This is a genomic window from Mucilaginibacter puniceus (assembly GCF_054783175.1).
The window spans coordinates 1434727-1455292 of record NZ_BAAGRB010000002.1 but is presented as its reverse complement, the minus strand read 5'-3'; the positions used below and the strand labels follow the sequence as shown (position 1 = coordinate 1455292).

General features: G+C 39.2%; 20 protein-coding genes. 6 read left to right on the top strand and 14 right to left on the bottom strand.

From position 1 onward, the window contains the following. Positions 1-49 precede the first annotated feature (49 nt). Entirely contained in the window at positions 50-823 is a 774-nt protein-coding gene (locus ACYVJ6_RS13570; RefSeq protein WP_460694613.1) for a GLPGLI family protein, read from the bottom strand. 6 nt (positions 824-829) lie between these two features. After that, positions 830-3637, bottom strand: a complete 2808-nt coding sequence (locus tag ACYVJ6_RS13565) for an outer membrane beta-barrel family protein (protein WP_460694612.1) — start codon at positions 3635-3637, stop codon at positions 830-832. Between the two features lie 345 nt (positions 3638-3982). Here ACYVJ6_RS13565 and ACYVJ6_RS13560 point away from each other — a divergent pair, with 345 nt between their 5' ends. After that, the gene (locus ACYVJ6_RS13560; protein WP_460694611.1) at positions 3983-4363 is read left to right on the top strand and encodes a VOC family protein; all 381 of its coding nucleotides are present in this window, start codon (positions 3983-3985) and stop codon (positions 4361-4363) included. Here ACYVJ6_RS13560 and ACYVJ6_RS13555 read toward each other — a convergent pair. The 7 genes from ACYVJ6_RS13555 to ACYVJ6_RS13525 form a co-directional block, all read right to left on the bottom strand. Further along, positions 4360-5124, bottom strand: a complete 765-nt coding sequence (locus ACYVJ6_RS13555) for a diguanylate cyclase (RefSeq protein ID WP_460694610.1) — start codon at positions 5122-5124, stop codon at positions 4360-4362. The two genes, ACYVJ6_RS13560 and ACYVJ6_RS13555, sit on opposite strands and share 4 nt — an antisense overlap. A gap of 187 nt (positions 5125-5311) precedes the next feature. After that, the gene (locus ACYVJ6_RS13550) at positions 5312-6586 is read right to left on the bottom strand and encodes an MFS transporter (protein ID WP_460694609.1); all 1275 of its coding nucleotides are present in this window, start codon (positions 6584-6586) and stop codon (positions 5312-5314) included. Positions 6587-6606: 20 nt separating this feature from the next. Then, a complete protein-coding gene (gene araD1 / locus ACYVJ6_RS13545; protein WP_460694608.1) occupies positions 6607-7611 on the bottom strand; it encodes an AraD1 family protein in 1005 nt (334 codons plus the stop codon). A gap of 7 nt (positions 7612-7618) precedes the next feature. Beyond that, a complete protein-coding gene (locus tag ACYVJ6_RS13540; RefSeq protein WP_460694607.1) occupies positions 7619-8395 on the bottom strand; it encodes an SDR family NAD(P)-dependent oxidoreductase in 777 nt (258 codons plus the stop codon). Positions 8396-8400: 5 nt separating this feature from the next. Then, the gene (locus tag ACYVJ6_RS13535) at positions 8401-9570 is read right to left on the bottom strand and encodes an enolase C-terminal domain-like protein (protein ID WP_460694606.1); all 1170 of its coding nucleotides are present in this window, start codon (positions 9568-9570) and stop codon (positions 8401-8403) included. Between the two features lie 211 nt (positions 9571-9781). Further along, positions 9782-10171, bottom strand: a complete 390-nt coding sequence (locus ACYVJ6_RS13530) for a DoxX family protein (RefSeq protein ID WP_460694605.1) — start codon at positions 10169-10171, stop codon at positions 9782-9784. 164 nt (positions 10172-10335) lie between these two features. Continuing rightward, positions 10336-11244 (bottom strand): hypothetical protein, encoded by a 909-nt coding sequence (locus ACYVJ6_RS13525; protein ID WP_460694604.1) that lies wholly within the window; start codon positions 11242-11244, stop codon positions 10336-10338. 295 nt (positions 11245-11539) lie between these two features. Here ACYVJ6_RS13525 and ACYVJ6_RS13520 point away from each other — a divergent pair, with 295 nt between their 5' ends. The 5 genes from ACYVJ6_RS13520 to ACYVJ6_RS13500 all read left to right on the top strand — a co-directional run bounded on the left by ACYVJ6_RS13520 (position 11540) and on the right by ACYVJ6_RS13500 (position 15296). Then, positions 11540-13087, top strand: a complete 1548-nt coding sequence (locus ACYVJ6_RS13520) for a glycoside hydrolase family 10 protein (RefSeq protein WP_460694603.1) — start codon at positions 11540-11542, stop codon at positions 13085-13087. Positions 13088-13116: 29 nt separating this feature from the next. Then, positions 13117-13575, top strand: coding sequence for a D-aminoacyl-tRNA deacylase (gene dtd / locus ACYVJ6_RS13515; RefSeq protein ID WP_460694602.1), 459 nt, complete (start codon positions 13117-13119; stop codon positions 13573-13575). Between the two features lie 4 nt (positions 13576-13579). Further along, positions 13580-13906, top strand: a complete 327-nt coding sequence (locus tag ACYVJ6_RS13510) for a nucleotide pyrophosphohydrolase (RefSeq protein WP_460694601.1) — start codon at positions 13580-13582, stop codon at positions 13904-13906. Positions 13907-13948: 42 nt separating this feature from the next. Further along, positions 13949-14833 (top strand): DUF4349 domain-containing protein, encoded by an 885-nt coding sequence (locus tag ACYVJ6_RS13505; protein ID WP_460694600.1) that lies wholly within the window; start codon positions 13949-13951, stop codon positions 14831-14833. A 103-nt stretch (positions 14834-14936) separates the two neighbouring features. Next, positions 14937-15296 carry a response regulator gene (locus tag ACYVJ6_RS13500; protein ID WP_460694599.1) on the top strand — a complete coding sequence of 120 codons (360 nt, stop codon included), beginning with the start codon at positions 14937-14939 and terminating at the stop codon, positions 15294-15296. A gap of 7 nt (positions 15297-15303) precedes the next feature. Here the strand turns inward: ACYVJ6_RS13500 and ACYVJ6_RS13495 are convergent, their stop codons facing one another. The 5 genes from ACYVJ6_RS13495 to ACYVJ6_RS13475 form a co-directional block, all read right to left on the bottom strand. Next, positions 15304-16017: a 2-phosphosulfolactate phosphatase gene (locus ACYVJ6_RS13495; RefSeq protein ID WP_460694598.1), complete on the bottom strand. Its 714-nt coding sequence runs from the start codon at positions 16015-16017 to the stop codon at positions 15304-15306. Between the two features lie 38 nt (positions 16018-16055). Continuing rightward, positions 16056-17252, bottom strand: coding sequence for a glycosyltransferase family 4 protein (locus tag ACYVJ6_RS13490; protein ID WP_460694597.1), 1197 nt, complete (start codon positions 17250-17252; stop codon positions 16056-16058). A 108-nt stretch (positions 17253-17360) separates the two neighbouring features. Continuing rightward, positions 17361-17966: a ribonuclease HII gene (locus ACYVJ6_RS13485; protein WP_460694596.1), complete on the bottom strand. Its 606-nt coding sequence runs from the start codon at positions 17964-17966 to the stop codon at positions 17361-17363. A gap of 54 nt (positions 17967-18020) precedes the next feature. Continuing rightward, positions 18021-19262, bottom strand: a complete 1242-nt coding sequence (locus ACYVJ6_RS13480) for a PP2C family protein-serine/threonine phosphatase (RefSeq protein ID WP_460694595.1) — start codon at positions 19260-19262, stop codon at positions 18021-18023. 39 nt (positions 19263-19301) lie between these two features. Further along, positions 19302-20498 carry an ABC transporter permease gene (locus ACYVJ6_RS13475; RefSeq protein WP_460694594.1) on the bottom strand — a complete coding sequence of 399 codons (1197 nt, stop codon included), beginning with the start codon at positions 20496-20498 and terminating at the stop codon, positions 19302-19304. Positions 20499-20566 lie beyond the last annotated feature (68 nt).

The following is a 20566-nucleotide window of genomic DNA, read 5'->3' as shown; positions in this document are numbered from 1 at the left end:
CTATTGCCTTGTTGTGATTGGGTAATGTTTAGGTTAAATAGGTTTTTTATTAAAGTAAATATAGTTTTAAATAATAAGGCGCCATGGTTGAACTGCCCAGTGCACTCTTTAACTTATCATATAGTTGTTTTTTGTTTACAACAGTGCCTTTAGCCGGTGGTGTTATAGTGGCTGATGGTACAGGTTCTGTAGTCACTTTTGTGGCTGTCCAGATAACGTTTTCATAGGGCAATGCCAATTTAAGTATCATTCCCGGCAATCCTGAAAATGATTCGGGGCCGCTGCTCATCCAAATTTTATCGGTATAAAAAGCTACTACATAAACCGAATCCTGGATCAATCCGTTAGCACGGCGGCATGTGTAGCCCGCAACATCCTGTGTTTCGTCAGTTAGCCTCCAGGTAATTTTACTTAAGCTATCGCTTATCAAAAATCTATCGCCATATACCTCTTTTAGTGTAACCGTTTTACTGTTAGCCATGTCTGTATAAACGGTATTAAATTGCTTAGCTAATGGCGTTCCTAACATATCCTTTATGGGTTGTGTTGGTGCAATAGGTGTAAACAAGCTTTTGTTATCGTTAAATACTAAGGTGCTGTTTAGTGTAGCAAATTGCGGAGCGGTTCTTTTAAACTCATCATAAGCCGTTGTATAAACTGTAGCCGAAAGCCCGGTGAGGTTACTCATCAAATTTTTTGTTGCAGCATGCATATTGATACGTTTTTCGTACTCAATTTTGCCGCTGGTTACAATTTTATTGTTTTGGGCCTGTAAACTAATGGTTAGCATCAGGCAGGTTATGGTGATTAATATCGCTTTCATAATGGTTTAGTTTTGTGCCGGGGCAGATGTTGTACCAAATTTGGTGAAATCCCAGGTTACGGTTAGCATAAAATATCTTCCTAAGTTATTACTGAATGATTGGGTAGTACCTGTACTGTTTGTATTTCTGTTGGTTTGTTGCTGGTTAAACAGGTTAGTGCCGGTTAATGAAAATTTAAGATTGTCGCCTTTTAAAAAGGTTTTACTAATAGATGCATTCAAAAGTTTATAATCTACTGAAGGTAAGTTTTGTATAGCAGCCTCGTACCTGTAGCTAATGTCTGATGCTAACTGAAATTTACCCGGTAACCATAATACGCCATCTGCAGATATATTGTAAGTAAGTGCATTATTATTTTGGCTTGGAGTAAGTGAATATCTTCTTACCACTAAACCAGGACCGCCTGAAAGATAATAGCTGTATTTTTTAGCCTCATTACCATTTATGCGTAGGCTACTACCGTAAAGATACGTTTCACTAGCGCCTAATTGCCTCACATTACTGGTGCGTTGATAATCGTAGTATTTATCGTATCTGCCGTTTAAGCCTAAGCCAAAAGTAGTATTCTTTAGTATTTTACGGCTAAATGAGCCTGATAAACTGGCACTAACCGGAGTAGCCTCTGTTAAATTTACATACTGGGTAGTGCGTATACCTGTAGTTGGGTCAAAAAATTGATCAGTTACTATAGGATTATTTCTCAAGCTGGCGCTACCGCTAAATGATAAGTATTGGTTGCTTAGGGCTTTACTTGTAGAATAGTTGGCATTGAAACTGTGAGCGAACGATGGTCGCAGATCAGCATTACCAATTGTAATGTTAAGCAGGTCGGCATTTGTCCTGATGGGCTGTATTTGTTCCATGGATGGTTGCCCCGGTTGACCGGAATAAGTTATAGAAAGATTGGATGATGTGGTTGGCCTATACCTGTAGGTTACCTGTGGTACGATATTTAAAAATTTTCGGTTAAATAGATTGCCGTTTTTAAGGTTTGTTTGCTTCAAATCAACATCTGTTGCTTTTACACCAAAGTTAAGGTTGGTTTTTTCTCCGCGATAGCTAAATGCCGCCCCTAATTGATTGATTAGCTGATTGTATTTAAAATTGTTAGCAAAAAGAGGATCTTCTACATCATAATTGCCACTGCCTGGTACCGACTCATTGAGTGCCTGGCGGTCGGATGAGTTGGTGGTCAATCCTAATCCATAGTTTAAGGTAACAGCAAGCTTAGCGGTAATAGGCTCGGTATAGGTAATATTACTGTTTAATACCGAGCTGGTAGTAAATTGTGGTCGAATTTGATTGACTTTGTTATCTTGATATTGAGTAAACGTGCTATCTGTTGGTGTAGTTATGGTTGAAAAAATATCTCTTTTACTATCTACCTTATTAAAGGCCTCGCTTACGTTCCACGATATGGTACGTTGTGGTTTTTTAAATCTTTTATTAAATAAAAAGCTGGCATTTATAATAGTATGGTCTGCACTGGTTTTTTCGCTTCTTACCTCCCTGTTTAATAATGTACCATCTTCTTTCCTGGTGCTTTGTTCCAGGTCAATGGTGTTTTCAGTAGTTTTCATGGAGCCATCCAAAGTAAATTTAAGGGTATGGTTGGCATCAAAATTATTTTGATAGATCATGTCCGCCTTTCTTCGGAAAGAAGAATTGTATGTTTTTTGTGATGATTCCCTATAAGATATATTATTATTAAAATTTAACTGTTGATCAGTGTTATTAATAGTATTAAGGGATAGATCACCAAAGCGCAAATTGGCATTGATGCTTTCCTTTATCCCGTTCCATTTAGTATCAAAATGCGCGCCGGCTGTTACAGCTTTCGGAATACCAACCCCACCATAACTGGCATTATCATAATCTTCGCCTGTGCTAATTCCAATTGCAGTGCCACCATCAAATTCAATCATAGTTGTTGATGCCGAGCCAATTTTAGAGGCATCTTCATACCCTAATCCGTTTTTACCAATGCTTGATGTAGTGCCATATACGGATAGTTTATACTTGCCTTTAAATTTGTTGAACATGGCCTGCGCATCGTACAGATCATTATTGCCAACGCCCACAAATGCTTTTCCAAAAACTCCGTTCTTTTTATCTTCTTTAAGCGTAATGTTAATGGTTTTAGTGGTTTTGCCATCATCAATACCGGTAAATTTAGCTTGGTCGCTTTTTCTATCATATATCTGCACCTTATCCACCATATCTGCGCGTATGTTACGGGTAACCAATAGCGGGTCGTTACTAAAAAACTCCTCGCCATCAACCAATACGTTAGGCACAGATTTGCCCTGGGCTGTAATTTTACCGTCTTTATCTACCTGCACATCCGGCAGTTGTTTTAAAAGGTCCTCAACCTTGTCATTGGGTTGTATTACAAAGGCTTTGGCATTATATTCGGTGGTATCCCCTTTAATTTTAATTGCCGTTACCCCGCCCTTTATTACTACTTCGCTTAATAGCCGGGCTCTATCCTGCAAATTAATATTGCCAAAGTTGTTTTCACGGTTAGTGCCACTTAAAGTAAACCAATCCTCATAAGTTGCATAGTCAGGGTAGGTAACCCATAATACATAATCGCCCGCTGGCAATCCGGATATGGAAAATGAACCATCAGCCGCGCTACGTGTATAGCCCCGCAAAATGGAATCCTTAGCATTTAGTACGGTTACCGTAGCAGTAAGTTTGGTTTTTAAGGCGGTGTCAACCGTTATCCCTTTTATGGAGTACGTGTTTTGCCCAAAAGAAGTTAGCGCGAATAAACAAAGCGCAACTATGGTAGTAATTGTGATCTTCATTATTGTGGTTTAAGTTGAAACTAATGTATAACTAATTAGTTAGTATAGCAAGCGTTTTAACAATAATTAACATAAATGTTACGAATTTATCGTAATGTGTATATAACTCACTGATTGTCTGTAAATTAATTTGAGCCAATTATTGCGATGTGAAGTTAAACTATTACGAAAGCCAATGTTAACGTAAAATAGTATTCAGCCTATATGAGTTAGTATATGGGAAAAACAGGCTTATAAATAAGTTTATGGCTTGTTTGCCCTTATAATAGTCTTGTTTAACCAACCTAATAATAAATGCAAATAACTACCTTAATGGTATGTTAAACTACTTTAATACTTATGGTTATGTTTAAAAACACATCAGCATTTACCAGCTATTCTGTAGATGATATAGCTAAAGCCAGGAAATTTTACAGCGAAATATTGGGGTTTGAAGTTAGCGACCCTATGGATCAGCTTGCCTTTAAACTATCAGGCGGGCATGATGTATTTATATATGGCAAACCCAATCATGAACCTGCAACCTACACGGTTTTAAATTTCAGGGTTGATAATGTGGAGAAGGCGGTTGATGAACTAACCGAACGTGGAGTAGTATTTGAAATTTATAACTATCCCGGGCTGAAAACAGATGGTAAAGGTATATCGCGCGACAACGGCGGCCCTGTAATTGCCTGGTTTAAAGATCCGGCAGGTAATATTTTATCGGTGCTGGAAGAAGGTTAATGGATATTATTTGTTTTTCCCTTTTCTTCAAGGTCGACAATAAATGCGGTTAGTTCTTGCGTAAATACATCCAGGTCAATGGCCGAGGTTTTCATATACCCTGTCATCTTCTTTAAAGTGGCCGGCGATCTTAAATAATGATCCAAAACATTGGCAAGTCCCAGTATATTGCTTATTGGTTGCCTCACTTTATGATGGGTCATAAATATCATTTCTTCCAGCCCCTGTATATATTGTTTTAAATAATCTTCTGCTTTTTTTATTTCGTTGTATGCTAAACTTAATTCGGTAGCCCGTTTTTCTTTTTCTAAATTCTGAAAAATTAGTTCATTGTTGGCTATAACCAGTTCGGCGGCACGTTTTTCTTTTTCTTTATTTTGATAAGCCAGTTCTATATTAGCGATGATGAGTTCTTCGGCCCGCTGACCTTTCTGCTTATTTTGATAGGCTAATTCCTTGTTGGCAATTACTAATTCGGCAGCGCGTTTTTCTTTTTCCGTGTTTTGATAGGCCAGTTCTTTATTAGCGATGATGAGTTCATCTGAGCGTAGTTCTTTCTCTGCGTTTTGGAAGGCTAATTCTTTGTTGGCTATGATCAATTCGGCGGCGCGTTTTTCTTTCTCTTCGTTCTGAAAAGCCAACTCTTTATTGGCAATAACTAATTCGGCCGCGCGCTTTTCTTTTTCAGTGTTTTGATGTGCTAACTCTTTGTTAGCCAGTATCAGCGCATCCGCATTAGTTTCTTTAATTTCTTTTTTCAAATTGGACCAGATTAGTATTCGTGAGCGCCCTTATTTATAATTGGAATTTACAAAATTTTTTGCCGACAAAACTAATTTTTCCGAATGTTTAAGATTAGTATAGCAACATTGTTATTTTCTATTAAAATAAAATTCAACCTGCAAGCAATAGGATAGGAGGGATAAGCGCAATATTTGCATCTCTATATTAGGCATTTACAATGCCATGTAAAGTTTCATCTTTTTGTATGGGCCCCATTAAAAACCATACTACCAGCATCCCCAAAACAGCTATACCGCCATACATTAAAAATAGATAGTTATAAGCGTAGGTAGTATCGTGCCCGGCTATAACACCGGTTAATACAATGCCCGATAAACCCTGGAATAACGCCCCGCCTAAGCCCGTGCCCACACAACCAATTCCCCAAACAGATGCCGAAGCACTTTTAGGCACCACATCGGCGGGGCAGGCTAATGAATTTGCCGTGTAAGAGGTATAGCCAAAACCCGCCATGCCAAAAAGCAGCAAAGCAGATAGCGGCGAGGTAACCAGGAATGGCGCAGCCAAAAACGCTGCTCCCATAATGCCTGCCGACAGGCATATAGATAATTTACGTGCCTGCGGTATGGGCATACCGCGTTTAATAATTACCTGTGTAAAATACCCGCCTATTAAATTTCCAACATCGGCTATAATGAAAGGGATCATGGCCAGCCAACCTATTTCTTTCAAAGTAAGGTGATGCACATCAACCAGGTAACGGCCAACCCAAAAGGTTACAAAGTACCACACCGGGTCAAGGAAAAATTTAGATAAGATAAACGTACGTACAAAGCGGGTTTTTAAAAGGTCCTTAACCGGTATTTGCCGGGCCTTAGTTTCTTGTACTACTTGTTTGGGTGTATAATAAACAAACCAAAACACCACAAGCCATATATAACCCAGTGCTGCCAATAAAATAAAGGTAGTTTGCCAGTTATAATTTATAGCCAGGTAAGCTACCAACGGCGGCACTATAATAGCACCTAAAGCCGACCCGCTATTAAATATACCAGACGCGGTTGAGCGTTCATGTGGCGGAAACCATTCGCCGGTAAGTTTAAGTGCCGCCGGCCAGTTCCCGGCTTCGCCAATGCCTAAAAAAAAACGTACTATTCCAAATTGTATCGGGGTTATCACAAAGGCATGAAAAAGTCCGGCGGTTGTCCAAAAAGCCATGCATAAAGCATACCCCAGGCGTGTACCCAGCCTATCAATAACAAAGCCCGAAAAAGCGTTAGATATCATATAAGCCACAAAAAATGCAGTGCCTATATAGCCAAAAGCTTCGTTAGGTATCAGTTCCCGCAGTTCTCCATCGGCGCTTAAATAGTTAAATGATAAGCGGTGAATGTAATTAAGCACGGTAGCCAAAAATGCCAGGCCAACCATTACCCATCGCATACGTGACGCTTTTATACTATCTACTATTGCTTCCATGGGTGCTTAATTAGGACAATCTAAATGGATCTGATCTCTACCGGTTTTTCTTCTTCCTGACTTATTTTTATTGGGTTTTTCAGCGCCCTGCCCATGCCATCCCATTGTACTGTCATTACGTCGTTATGCTGTAACAGCAATTTGATGCTATAGCTAAAAGCATTGGTGCCTAAATAATGCACATGTGCCTGGAAAGGCATGCGGTGACCTTCGTATTTAAATTGATGATATTCAAGATTGGCCAAACTATGAGCCATATTACTTTCGCCGGTAGTTGCTACTGATTCCCATAGCGTTTCGGTACCACGGCTAACGCTAACTTTTCCTTCCAGTGCTGTAAAATCAGCATCAATCACCAGTTCCGGGCCAATAGAACATTGCCTTAATTTGGATGGCGCCAGGTACAGGTAGTTTTTCTTTTCCATAACATGGTCAGAAAACTCGTTGCCGGTACTAAAGCCCACGCGATAAGGCTGGCCATTTTTATCAATCACATACAGCGCGGCTATTTCGGGTTCTTCACCGCCATCATTACCATAGGGTGGTACCTCAAGCGGTTCGCCATGTGCCTTAAGCATATACCCTGTACCTTTGTAAAACCACTCGGGTTGTATACCAATTTTTCCGGGTGCAGGGTTACCACCTTCTACGCCCCATTGGTATACAATAAGGCTATCAGTAGGCTTAACATCACCATCCTGGTGCATTGCCTGCCTGCTCATCGCACTGCTTTTGTGTGTAAGACCCGTACCCGAAACTATGCAATTCATTGGGTTTTCGGGGTGATCAAAAGCGGGCAGTAATTGCCATTCGCTTTGGCCGTTATATATTTTATCGTAATTCAGTTTATTGGTTGATAGATTTTGTTCTATTAACTTTTTTAAAGAGATGCCTGTATCAATAGCACTAAGCGCCATTTCATATACCGACGAAAAATTATTGATCAATACCAACTCCGGCTCGTTAACTAAAGCTACTGCCCTTTTGGTTTTATTTTTTAATTGTACTAAACGTGTGTTTGTCATTTTTATATTATTGAGTTATCCATCCTCCATCAATTGAAATACTACTGCCGGTTACAAACGCCGATGCAGGGCTTGCAAGGTATAATGCCAACCCGCCAATTTCATGTGGTTGGGCCCAGCGCCCCATAGGTATCTTATTCATAAACGCCTGGTATTTTTCAGGGTCATTTAATAAAGGTAAATTCAATTCTGTTGCAAATGGACCTGGTAGTAAGCAGTTAACGGTTATGCCATCCTTTGCTAATTCCATAGCCAGCGCACGGGTTAACTGCAAAACAGCACCTTTGCTGGTAGCATAGGCAGTACGCTCGGGTATCGCAGTTACTGATAGCATGGAACCCAGGTTAATAATGCGGCCATAACCATTTTTACGCATAACCGGAATAATGGCACGGCTTACCAGCCATGAACCGGTTACATTTACCTGCTGTACTTTATTAAAATCCTCAGGCGAAAGGTCTTCAATTTTACCGCGGATGTTTATACCTGCCGAATTAATAAGGATATCGATTTTGCCAAACTCGGCTACGGTGGTGTCCACGGCCTTTTTAACGCTTTCTTCAGATGTAATATCACAGCAATAGCTGATACAGCCAACGCCATAGGCTGAGTTAATTAACTGTGCTGCTTGTTTGTTGGCACTCTCATCTCGCGCAATGATGGCTATGTTAGCCCCAGCCTCGGCCAAAGCTTTGGCCATTGCCAAGCCAAGCCCGCGATTACCCCCGGTAATAAACGCGGTTTTGCCATTCAGTTTAAACTGATCTAAAATGCTGTTCTCCATTTAGGTTATTCTGTAATTTTAAAATGTTCCAGTCCTTCGGTTTTTAAGGTAAGACCCATGCCCGGCTTATTATCATCCAGCTGTAATTTGCCGTTTTCGGCGATAGCCTCGCCATCAAATATATACCAAAACATTTCATTCCCAACCTCAATTTCTGTTTGCGGAAAATATTCTGCCATCGGCGAAGCAAACGAACTCATTACCACGTGCAGGTTGTGCATTTGTCCGCCATGTGGTATAACTTCAACCCCATGCTGATAGGCCAGCGTACATATTTTTTGCGCCTCGGTAAAACCGCCTACGCGGTTAGTATCAAATTGAAAAATATCCAACGCATCTGCCTTTAACAGATCATAAAAACCAAAGCGGGTATATTCATGCTCGCCGCCTGATAATGGGATGTCAGTATATTGTTTCAATTTTGCAAAATTGTGTATTTCGTCAGGTAGTAAAAGTTCTTCGGCCCAGCGCAGGTTGTAAGGTTCCAGTTCCTTTAAAAACTGTTTGGCATAAGCAAAATTAAAACCCATATAGGCTTCCAGCATTATTTCTACATCATCGCCAACGGTATCGCGCACTACTTTTACCATCTCTACATTTTTACGCATTCCGGCAATGCCCTCGGTAAGAGGGTAACCGCAACGCAGTTTCATCCCGGTAAAACCTTCGGCTTTATAATGTGCGGCTTCCTGTTGCAGGCTATCCAGGTTGCGCGTGTATAAACGGCTGTAATAAGTAGGGATATACTCCTTAGTTCGTCCCCCCAATAACATAAAAACCGGCTGGTTAGTGGCTTGTCCCTTAATATCCCACAAAGCAATATCTAAGGCACTTATTGCTGCAATTACCGCCCCTTTACGTCCATAGGCAACAGATGACCGGTACATTTTTTCGTACAAATACTCAGTATTCATCGGGTTCTCCCCAATAAGTAGTGATTTAAGTTTAGAATCGATAATGAGTTTGGTAACATCAGGGCATAAGCCAGCATTGCCATAACCTATATGGCCCTCATCGGTTTCAACCTCAACCACCAACCAGCTAAAAAAGCGGTAGGCAGCTTGTGCGTCAACCTGGAAAGGCAGCAGGCTTACGGGTGTAGCAAATACGGTATCGGTAGTTTTTACCGGGCCGTTCCATTGATATAATTTTGTACGGATAGCAGTGATTTTCATTTTAGTTTTTTGTGGATAGTAACAGCAGGACAATTTTACTGGTGCTTATCATATTCAGGAGGTTAGTTTATTATAGATATTGTTAGGGTTTATAATCAAAGCTAACAAATTAATTAAATTGTTTTTTGCCCTAATAACAATGTGACAATTGTTATTAAACAAAAAAAGTTGGCTGTTTTAACAGCCAACTTTCATTATAACTAAAAGGTAGTTAAGTAATCTTTTCGCTGGTAGTTATTTTAACCATTTTATGGTAATAAACATACGCTGCAGCATCCAACGCCAGGAAGATCAGCATACTCCACCACGGCCCTTCAGGATTGGGTGTATGGTACAAAGAATAAGTAGCGCCAATCAAATCAAATGTTATACCTGCATACGCCCATTCTTTTAAGCGAGGATAGCCGGGGACTAAAATAGCTACCGAACCTAATATTTTTGCAAACCCAATAAAGGGAATAAAATACAAAGGATAACCCATAATGGTGTGCATTCCGCGAACAGCATCTTCCATTGACAAAAGATCAGGAATAGCTGAGCCAAATATTACAATGGATAATAAACCATTAAATATCCAGTACAAAGTTTTTGTGGTTTTCATGTTGTTGTAGGTTATGTGATTGATTATGACAAATATAACTTACAAAAATGATATTTGTTAAAGTGTAAAAGCAGACTTATTGGCCACTAATTTATCCATCAGCATATAGCAAAAAAATCCCGACTTATTTTATTAAGCCGGGATTTTAAATTATTATGAAGTTATTATTTTAAAGTTATACCTGTTTTGCCCATGGTATATCCGTCGGCATATAAAACAATGATATAGGAGCCTTTTTTAAACTCATTGGGGTTTACCCAATCAATAGTATAGCCGCTGCCATCATCTTTATAATCAATTGATGTTTTGTAAGTATATTGAAGTTCCTGGCCATCTACAGTAAAAGTAGTACCGTTTGCGGGGGTTATCAGGTTACCGGTAGGGTCAATAACACGTATAAAAATATCATGGCTGCTTTTTGCAGCAATAGGGTTACTGGCAATTGTAAAGTTAATTTTTAGTTTTTTTGCCGATCCTGCGCGGTTAACATCCGTCTCTTTGCCGTTATTTCTAATTCTATAAGCAACTACATTTGCCGCACCTATTTTTAATGCTGATGCTAAGGTTACTTTATTACTTAAATCCTGGTTTTGTTGTTCAAGAGTATTAGCTTTTTCGCTAACTGCTGATAGGTTAGTTTTTAAAGTATCCCTTTCTGAAGCAAGCGTAGTATTCTCTTTTTTTAGTTCTTCAATATCAGCGGTATATTTAGTAACAAAATACCTTAGCTGTTTAATATCCTCTTGCGCTTTGCTCAACTCGGCATAAGTTAGTTTACCTTTTGCCAATTCGCTTCTTAATACTTTTATTTTAGCTACAAGCGAATCGTTTTTTGCCTGCATCTCGGCAGATAATCTCGCCCTGCCGGCATTTACCTGTTCTATTTGTGCCTCTAAGCTATCCAACTCGGTTTGCAGGCGGGTTTTTTCATCATTTTGATAAACAATTTTTACGTCAGAGTCAGTCTTTTTTATGTATAAATATACATCGGTACCTAATAGCGCTATTATTACTACAATAAGGAAGTAAATAACATTTGAGTTTTTTTTAGGTTGTTCTGCTTGATTTTCCATAGACTTTGCACTTTAATTTAAAGATAATTACTACATCCGTTTGTAGATTAGATCTATAATAACTGATGGACTGTTTCAATAAGCCTACTTATGTTTTAGTAACGGCATTAATTTGCTATTTGTTAACGTAAATAAATAGAGTTTATGATAAATTGTTTGCGTAAAGTAAATTTATTATACCCTTATTATGTGCTAAAGTATATACATTATGCCGAAAACGCAATTTTTATGCACCAATAATAAACAGCAATGTATGGAGTTTATATCTTTACAAAGAAAAAATACACCAGGCTTAATGTATAAATTATACCTTTTATTACTTACCATTTTATTGCCGGTTTTAACAAAAGCGCAAGTGCCCGAAGGACAAATACCGCCTTATAAAACTGACCCTAAACGCGAATTTAGAGGCGTTTGGATGGCCACAGTTGAGAACCTGGATTGGCCAACAAACCCTACGATGCCGGCCGAAAAGCAAAAACAACAATTAGTAAGGATGTTGGACGCGCACCAACTAACTAATATAAACGCCATAATTTTCCAGGTTAGGCCCGCTGCAGACGCGTTTTACGCCAAAAGCCGCGAACCTTGGTCGAAGTGGTTAACCGGTAAACAGGGACAGGCGCCAAACCCGGTATATGATCCGTTAGAATTTGCATTGACCGAGGCGCATAAACGTGGCATGGAACTGCATGCCTGGTTTAACCCATACCGTGCCACTAAGGATAATAAGTATAGTTTATTAAGCCCAAACCATATTACTAATACTAAACCCGAGTGGTTTTTTATATATGGAGGAATGAAATTATTTAATCCGGGTTTGCCAGAGGTACGCGAGTATATTATAAGTGTGATATTGGATGTAGTTGATAATTATGATATAGACGGTGTACATATGGACGATTATTTTTATCCGTATGCTATTGCCGGGCAAAAAATTAATGATGCTGCTGCCTACCAAAAGTACGGGGGAGATTTTGACAATATTAATGACTGGCGCCGTAACAATGTTGATTTACTGATAAAGCAGCTAAGTGATAGTATACATGTGCATAAGCCACGTATGAAATTTGGTATAAGCCCGTTTGGTATATGGGCCAATAAATCGCAGAATGCCGAGGGTTCAGATACCAAAGGAGGCGATTCTTATTATGGCCAATTTGCTGATTCGCGTAAGTGGATTAAGGAAGGTTGGATAGACTATATCAACCCGCAACTATACTGGCCACGGGGCTATAATTTAGCGGCCTTTGAGAAACTGCTGGACTGGTGGAGCAATAATACTTATAATCACCATTTATACGTAGGACAAGCTCCTTATCGTATAGAAGAGAAAAAGGTAAGCAACTTTAAAAATCCTGAGGAGTTGCCTGAGCAGATCAAGCTTTTGCGCAGTAACCCGCGTGTGCAGGGTAGTGTGTATTTTAAGTCAACATCATTATTGAATAATTTAGGTGGATTTACGGATTCATTGAAAAACAACTATTATAAATACCCTTCATTGCCACCTGTTATGCTGTGGCTGGATTCGGTTGCGCCAAATGTGCCCCGTAATTTTACTGCAAAGACAATTAATGGCGAGGTGCATTTAAACTGGGAAACACCCCTTATTGCTGCAGATAAAGAACCGGTATATGGTTATGTGATATATCGTTATGAAGGTACAGAAAACATAGATACGGAAGACGCTAAAAACATATTGCACATACAATATGATACCATTACCAACTATATTGATACTACCACTATAAAAGGAAAAACCTACTCGTACCTGGTAACTGCGCTTGATAGGCTTAAAAACGAAAGTAGACGAACGCCGGCTATTGCGGTGACCGGGCCATAATGAGCTGATTTTATTATCTTGCCTTAATTATGAGAGCAGTAATACAGCGTGTAACCGAAGCTAATTGCAAGGTTGATGGAAATATTACCGGGAGTATTGGTAACGGCCTGCTGATACTACTGGGCATAGCTGCTGGCGATACGAGCGAGGACCTGCAATGGCTGGCGCAAAAAATTGCAGCTATGCGTATTTTTAGTGATGATGCCGGGCTAATGAACAAAGGCGTTACTGATATAAACGGACGTATTCTGTTGATATCTCAATTTACCCTATTTGCACAAACTAAAAAAGGTAACCGTCCATCGTTTATCCGCGCAGCCAAACCTGATATGGCCATACCTATGTACGAGCAGATGATCAAAACTTTGGGTGAGCTTACCTCAACCAAAATAGAAACCGGCATATTTGGTGCCGATATGAAAATAAGCCTGGTAAATGATGGTCCGGTTACTATTATATTAGATACTAAGGACCGAGATAATCACTAAACCCATGACCATAGCCGAAGCACAAAAACTGGTAGACGACTGGATAAAAACCACAGGCGTACGTTATTTTAATGAATTGACCAATACTGCCATGTTAATGGAAGAGGTAGGTGAGGTGGCGCGAATTATGGCAAGGCAGTATGGCGAGCAATCCTTCAAAAAATCAGACATCGAAGTAAACCTGGCTGATGAAATGGCCGATGTTTTATTTGTGCTGATATGCCTGGCCAACCAAACCGGTATTGACCTGACTGATGCTCTACAAAAAAACATGGATAAAAAAAATATCCGCGATGCCGACCGACATAAAAATAATGAGAAGTTGAAATGATAAAATAGCTATATTTATAACAACCTATAAACCTAAGCCATTATGAAACAATTCATCACCGCCATTTTATTAGTATGTGTTTTTGCTGCCTGTAGTAATAAAGCAGAGGAAACGCCACAAGTTATGAATGCTCTTTTGGAGGCACCTCCTACTGAATACGATAAATCAGAAAGTAAGGTCGCTGCTGTTAGATTTCCTCCGCCGGTTGTAAAGACTGATGCCGAAATGGCAGCGGAAGAGTCGGTAAATCCAATTAAGCCTGTAGAAAAAAAACTAATACGCGAAGGGAGCATTAGTTTTGAAACAAGCAATATTCTGGAAACTAAGAAAGCCATTAATGCTTCGTTAGCTAAACTTGGTGGTTATGTTGAGACCGAAAGTGAATCGAATGGTAGTGATAGTGAAAGAAAGGAATACAAGGTGTTTGCCCGTGTACCGGCTAAAAACTTTGAAGTCTTTTTAAATGGAGTTTCTACGGGTGCAGATAAGATAGACTCTAAAAACATCAATGTAAGGGATGTAACAGCTAATTTTATTGACATGACTACCAGGTTGGCCAATAAAAAGAAATTGGAACAACGGTATTTAGAGATATTAAAGAAGAGCAACAAAGTATCCGATTTATTAGAGGTAGAGGAGAACCTTAACCAGATACGTGAAGATATTGAATCGACCCAAAACCAGTTAAATTATTTAGTTAAGGATATTGATTACAGCACACTTGATATTACTTTTTACAGCAAGCAAACTGTAAATGATACCGGGGTAAGTTTTGGCTATAAAATTAAATCGGCGTTTGGCAATGGATGGAATACTTTGGAGAGTATATTTTTTGGCATAATTGGGTTATGGCCAATATGGCTGATTTTATTTATGCTGATCTATGCCATTAGAAAATGGAGAAAAAGCCGGAAAGCTAAAATTTGACCCAAAGTATACGTATGCATTAAACAAATGCGAAGCTGATATAATACGTCGTTAAGGCATTATATATAAAAAAGGGTATATTTAAATCTGCTTATAACAAAATATGAAGAAAACAGTGGTGGTGATAGAGAGGGACGGCGACATCCTTAATGTGGTAGAATACCTCCTGAAAGAAAGAGGATACAACGTAATATCCTTTCAGGACGAAAATAATGCATTTGAAAAAATAGTAGAAATTTTACCGGACGGCATATTATTAGATATTGTAAAGCCAAGCGATGCAGGAATAAAATTATGCCTGGCTATCAAAGAAGCCGAAAAAACAAAAAACATACCCGTTATTGCTCTATCTACACATCCAAAAGCCGTAGCTGTAAAAGGGGTATGTGCAGATGAGGTTTTAAGTAAACCTTTTGATATTGATGAACTGGTAGCAGCGGTTGATGAGCAATTTGTTTTTTAATATATCCTTATAGTTTTATCAGCATATCCCCATCCAAAACAGGTATAGCGGTAGTGGTATCCACATTCAGGCAAAAGGCAATATCACGCTCAATGCCCAGTTGTTTTAAACGTTCGCTGTGCGATGTTTTTTTAAGATAGCCGTCAAGGTCGTTTTTGGCTAAGTTATACAGGTCATTAGCCGCAATGGCAGGATCATCGGGCGAGAAGCTGCCGGTTTTTAATTGCTCAACCACCGCACCCGCAAATAGGGTATCTTCCAGGTTAAAGTTGTTTTTCCAGCCAGAGCATACCAGCAAAATATTTTCGCCCTGCTCATTTAGCCAATTGCAAATCGAGGTAAGATTTAAAAACGAACCAATAACTATTTTTTTTGCTTTACGCGATAGGTGCAAAGCGTGCGTGCCATTGGTAGTAGTTAAAACAATAGTTTTGCCTGCTACTTTGTCGGTAGTGTATGAGAATGGCGAATTGCCAAAATCAAATCCGGCAACTATTTCGCCATCACGTTCGGCGGCCAACAGGTAGGTCGGCTCTTTATCCAGATAGGCCGCGCATTCTTCAACCTGCGATACAGGTATAATGGCTTTGGCACCGTTTTCAATACCATAACAAATAGATGTAGTGGCCCTGAAAATATCTATCACTACAACAATATAATCTTCAATTTTATAAAGTGGTATTAAAGCGGGGGTAAGGCAAACCTGTAATTTTTTATTCATAATAGTGTTGGCAAAGTTAGTATTATATTAATACTTGCCTACAGTAATGACTGGTAAAAGCTTACCAAACTACTTACCACTTTATTATTATTATGTTGTTGCTCCACCAGGCTACGGGCATTTTTACCAATAGTACGGCAAAAGGCTTCATCTTTAATACAGCGTTTAATGGCTCTGTAAAATTCATCGCGGGTATTGGCTATTAATACATTTTCGCCGTTGGTAAAGTTTATACCTTCAACACCTAACGAGGTGGATATGATACATTTTTCCATAGCCATGCCCTCCACAATTTTAACCCGCATACCACCGCCCGAAAGCAAAGGCACTATCATAATGGATTTGCTGTTTACAAATTCCAGCGCGTCATCTACCTCGCCCTGTATAAATATTTTACCCATTACTTCATAATCGTCAAAACTTTCGGGGATATCGCTTCCGGCTACGTATAGTTTTACGTTGAGGTCGCCTTCTGTCAATTCAGTTAAAAAATTATCTAAAAACCATTCCATTCCCTCGCGGTTAGGCAACCACTCTAATGATCCTAAGAAAAACAAGCTGGGGAACTCTATTTTGGTAACATCAGGTTGGTAGTTTTCCAGGTCAATCCCCACAGGTAAAACTTCAACGGGTATATTTACACTATAGCTTTCCATTACAGCTTTATCCTGTTGGGTAAATACGGTAATGGCATCAAATTTATTTAATTGTTGCAGCTCGTAATTCTTTATACGTCGGGCATGCATTTGCAGGTAAGTTTTTTTAAACGGATCTGTTTTTTGTTGCGCTAACCTTGCCCATACCAGGTTTTCAATATTATGTGCCCGATAAATTAACTTGGTATTAGTAGCCTTTTGTATAACCGGCAGGTATAATGATACCAGCAACCCCTCAAATTGAATAATGTCGTATTCATTGCTTTTAATTTCCTTAAGCAACAGGGCTTCAAAAGTAGGGTCGTAATAGCGGTCAATATTAAAAGATGTTTTACTAAATAAATTAACCAGCATATCCCATATTGATATGCTGATATCAATATCATGTACTTTGTAGTTTATTTTGTCGTGCAGTTCTTTATCAACGTAGGTTTTACCGAAGCTTCTTTTAGCATTAAGGCTCATTAAAGTAACCTCATGCCCCAAACGCACCAACCCCTTAGCGGTATTACCTACCACTATTTGGTAGCCGCCATTTTGAGGAAATGGGACACGGTGTGTTATTAGCAAAACTTTCAACGGACAGATGGCTTTTTAACAAAAATAAAAAAATACGCCATACAGCAAAGCTTACAACGGCATTTTTGACACCGGCAATTGTAAAAATGACAAAAATCTGAGCGATGGCTACAATTCTTCGGCCATCTCTTCCGTCCCAATAGTTACTTTAAAAGTACGGCGATGGTAGGGCGTATGCCCCAGGCGTAAAACTGTTTTACGGTGGGTAATGGTAGGGTAGCCTTTGTTGCTGTGCCAATTATATTCGGGATGTTCATCAGCAATTTGTTTCATGTAATCGTCGCGGTAGGTTTTGGCCAATATAGATGCTGCCGCGATGCTGAAATATTTACCATCGCCTTTTACTATGCATTGGTGTGGTGTGGTTTTGTATTTATTAAAACGGTTGCCATCAATAATTAAAAACCCCGGAGTTAAATGTAATTGGTCAATGGCCCGGTGCATAGCCAGGAAAGAGGCATTCAAAATGTTGATCTCATCAATCTCTATATTATTAACTGAGGCTACGGCATAAGCAATAGCTTTTTGTTCAATTTCTGTACGCAACTCATAGCGTACATCTTCAGGTATTTGTTTCGAGTCGTTTAGCAGATGATGGTTAAAATCATGCGGTAGTATTACGGCTGCGGCAAACACAGGGCCTGCCAAACACCCCCGTCCGGCTTCGTCACATCCGGCTTCAATAAATTCGTGTTGGTACCTGGCTAATAGCATGTTTTAAATGATATTCAAATATCCGATTTTTTTGAATAATCTATCGGGATCGTTCTAAAAAATTCTCAAAGTAAGCAGTGTAATATCATCAATAGGTTTACCCTTTATGATCAGGTTTAAATAGTCCATTAAAGTTTGATTAAACCTGTCTGGTGTTAAATTGTTATGCTCATGTACAAAATCAAGCAGCATGCTTTCTGTCCAAACCTTTGTGCCAAAAGGTTCAAAATCAAGCAGGCCGTCAGTATAGTTGAATAATAAACTATCAGGCCCCACTTCAATTTCCCCCTCTTTTAAAAAGGGTAACTGTTCAAATACACCAATCATGGTTGTACCCAGTTTCAACTGTGTAGCCTCGCCATTGCTATATAGTATGGTGGGGTTATGGCCGGCATTAATATAATTAAGCTTACGTGTTTTTTGATTATACTTAGCTAAAAAAAGTGTTATAAATCTTTCGCCTTTAGTGTTATCTAAAACCTTTTGATTAAGCCGGTTAAGTATGTTGGTCAAATTATCTTCTACCGTGGCCCATGCGTGCAGGCTGGCTTGAAAATTAGCCATTAACAATGCTGCCGACATGCCCTTACCCGATACATCAGCAATGCACCATAAAAATTCATCATCGTTAAGGCGTATAAAATCGTAATAATCGCCGCCAACGTTTTGGTGCGGAAGGTATTTGGCACCAATTTCAACATGGGTTTCTTTATTATTTAACCCTAAAGGGATAAGCATATTTTGAACCTCAACGGCCAGTTCCATTTCGCGTTTAAAACGCTCTGTATCTAACCGCTCACGAAATAGCTTTTTATTTTCAAGCGCAACAACAATAATATTTATTACAGTTTGAATAAAGTTAAGGTCATTGTTAACCATCTCGGCCGAGGTATTAAAATCACCTATCAGGGCAAAAGCAAGCGGTTTGTTTTTATGGTAAATAGGTATAAAATAATCGTATTCTTTCAAAATATCATCGCTGTGTCCTTTTAACGATGTTGGCACTCTGATCTTGTTTAATTTGTTGCAAGCGTCGTTTAAAACCTCAATTGTTTCAAATTCGCCGCCATATTTTGATATACAGTTATAACTTTTGCCCTTTTCAATCAAAAAGCGAAACTTACCTACCTGTAAATAATTTTGAAGTATAACCTCCAGCATTTGAACCAGTACTGGTGTGGAGATATTCTTGTTAATAGCCCGCGTTACTTCAAGTAAGGAGTTTAATTCCGACTGCCTTTTAAGCAGTAGCCTGATCAATTCATCTTCTTCAGAATTCGGATCTATATTTTGCATCTGGAAAATAGGTAGTGACTAAATTAGAAAAATTAATGGTTAAAACCGAGTGCTTTGCGATTTTATATCAAAGGCATCTCTTAAACCCATAGTTACCAGGTTAAAAGCGTATACCATTAACATGATGGCTAAACCGGGCATAATAGCCAGGTAAGCCGAGTTCATAATGATATAACCATAGTGTTCCTTGATCATGCTGCCCCAGGTGGGCATGGGTGGTTGTGCCCCAAATCCTAAAAAGCTAAGCCCTGCCTCCAATAATATAGCCGATGCAAAATTTGAAGAGGCCAATACTAATATTGGGCCTATAATATTGGGCAGTATGTGGCGCGTTATAATACGGGTATTGTTAAAACCTAATGAACGGGCGGCTTCAATATACTCTACCTGTTTTAGGCTTAGTACCTGGCCGCGCACCAGGCGGCCAACCTCTACCCACATGGATAGGCCAACCGCTATAAATATTTGCCATAAACCCTTCCCTAAAGCAAAGGATAGAGCTATAACTAACAGCAATGCAGGCAATGCCCATAATATATTCATCACCCAACTTAGGCCTGCATCTACCCATCCGCCAAAATACCCGGCTATGGCGCCTATAGTTACACCTAACAGCATACTTATTATAACGGCCATTAAACCCACCGCTAATGATATACGCGCCCCCAATATTAACCGGCTCAGCATATCGCGTCCGTAAATATCAGACCCCAGCAAAAAAACTTTATGCTTAATTTGATGGGTAGTAATATGGTTTTGTAAACGGATGTATGCTGTTGTGGAATTATTTAACGTGGTGTTTTTTAAATAAACTTTATTTCCCCGGTAAACCGGTTTTATACCTGTAACCACCTCAAAAATATTATAGGCTTTACGCTCGGGTTTATCTTCATCGCCGATGTATTCATCTACATAAACAGAATCTTTGATAAAAAAATACCCGGTAATTGGTACATCCCGGTAAAAGGACGGTTGACCGAAAAGCATTTTTTGAATGATATTAACTGTATCAACATGTTCTGCTTTACGTATGCTAAGCATGGTATACTTAGTGCCCGGTTTTTTTATACTAAGCTGTATGGCCATATTATTGGCATGCGGAGTAGAGTCGGGCATTATTAAATACCCTAATAGCGCCAATATTAGGGTAAATGCAATAAATATAAGTCCGGCAACAGCCAATTTATTGCGTTTAAATATGCTCCAGGTACGTTGCGTAGTAGTCAGATCAGCCAAGTGATAGCGCGTTTGCTTTGGCTAAATATCGTTGTTTTGTATAGTAATAGCAAGTTGTGTGTAGTAAT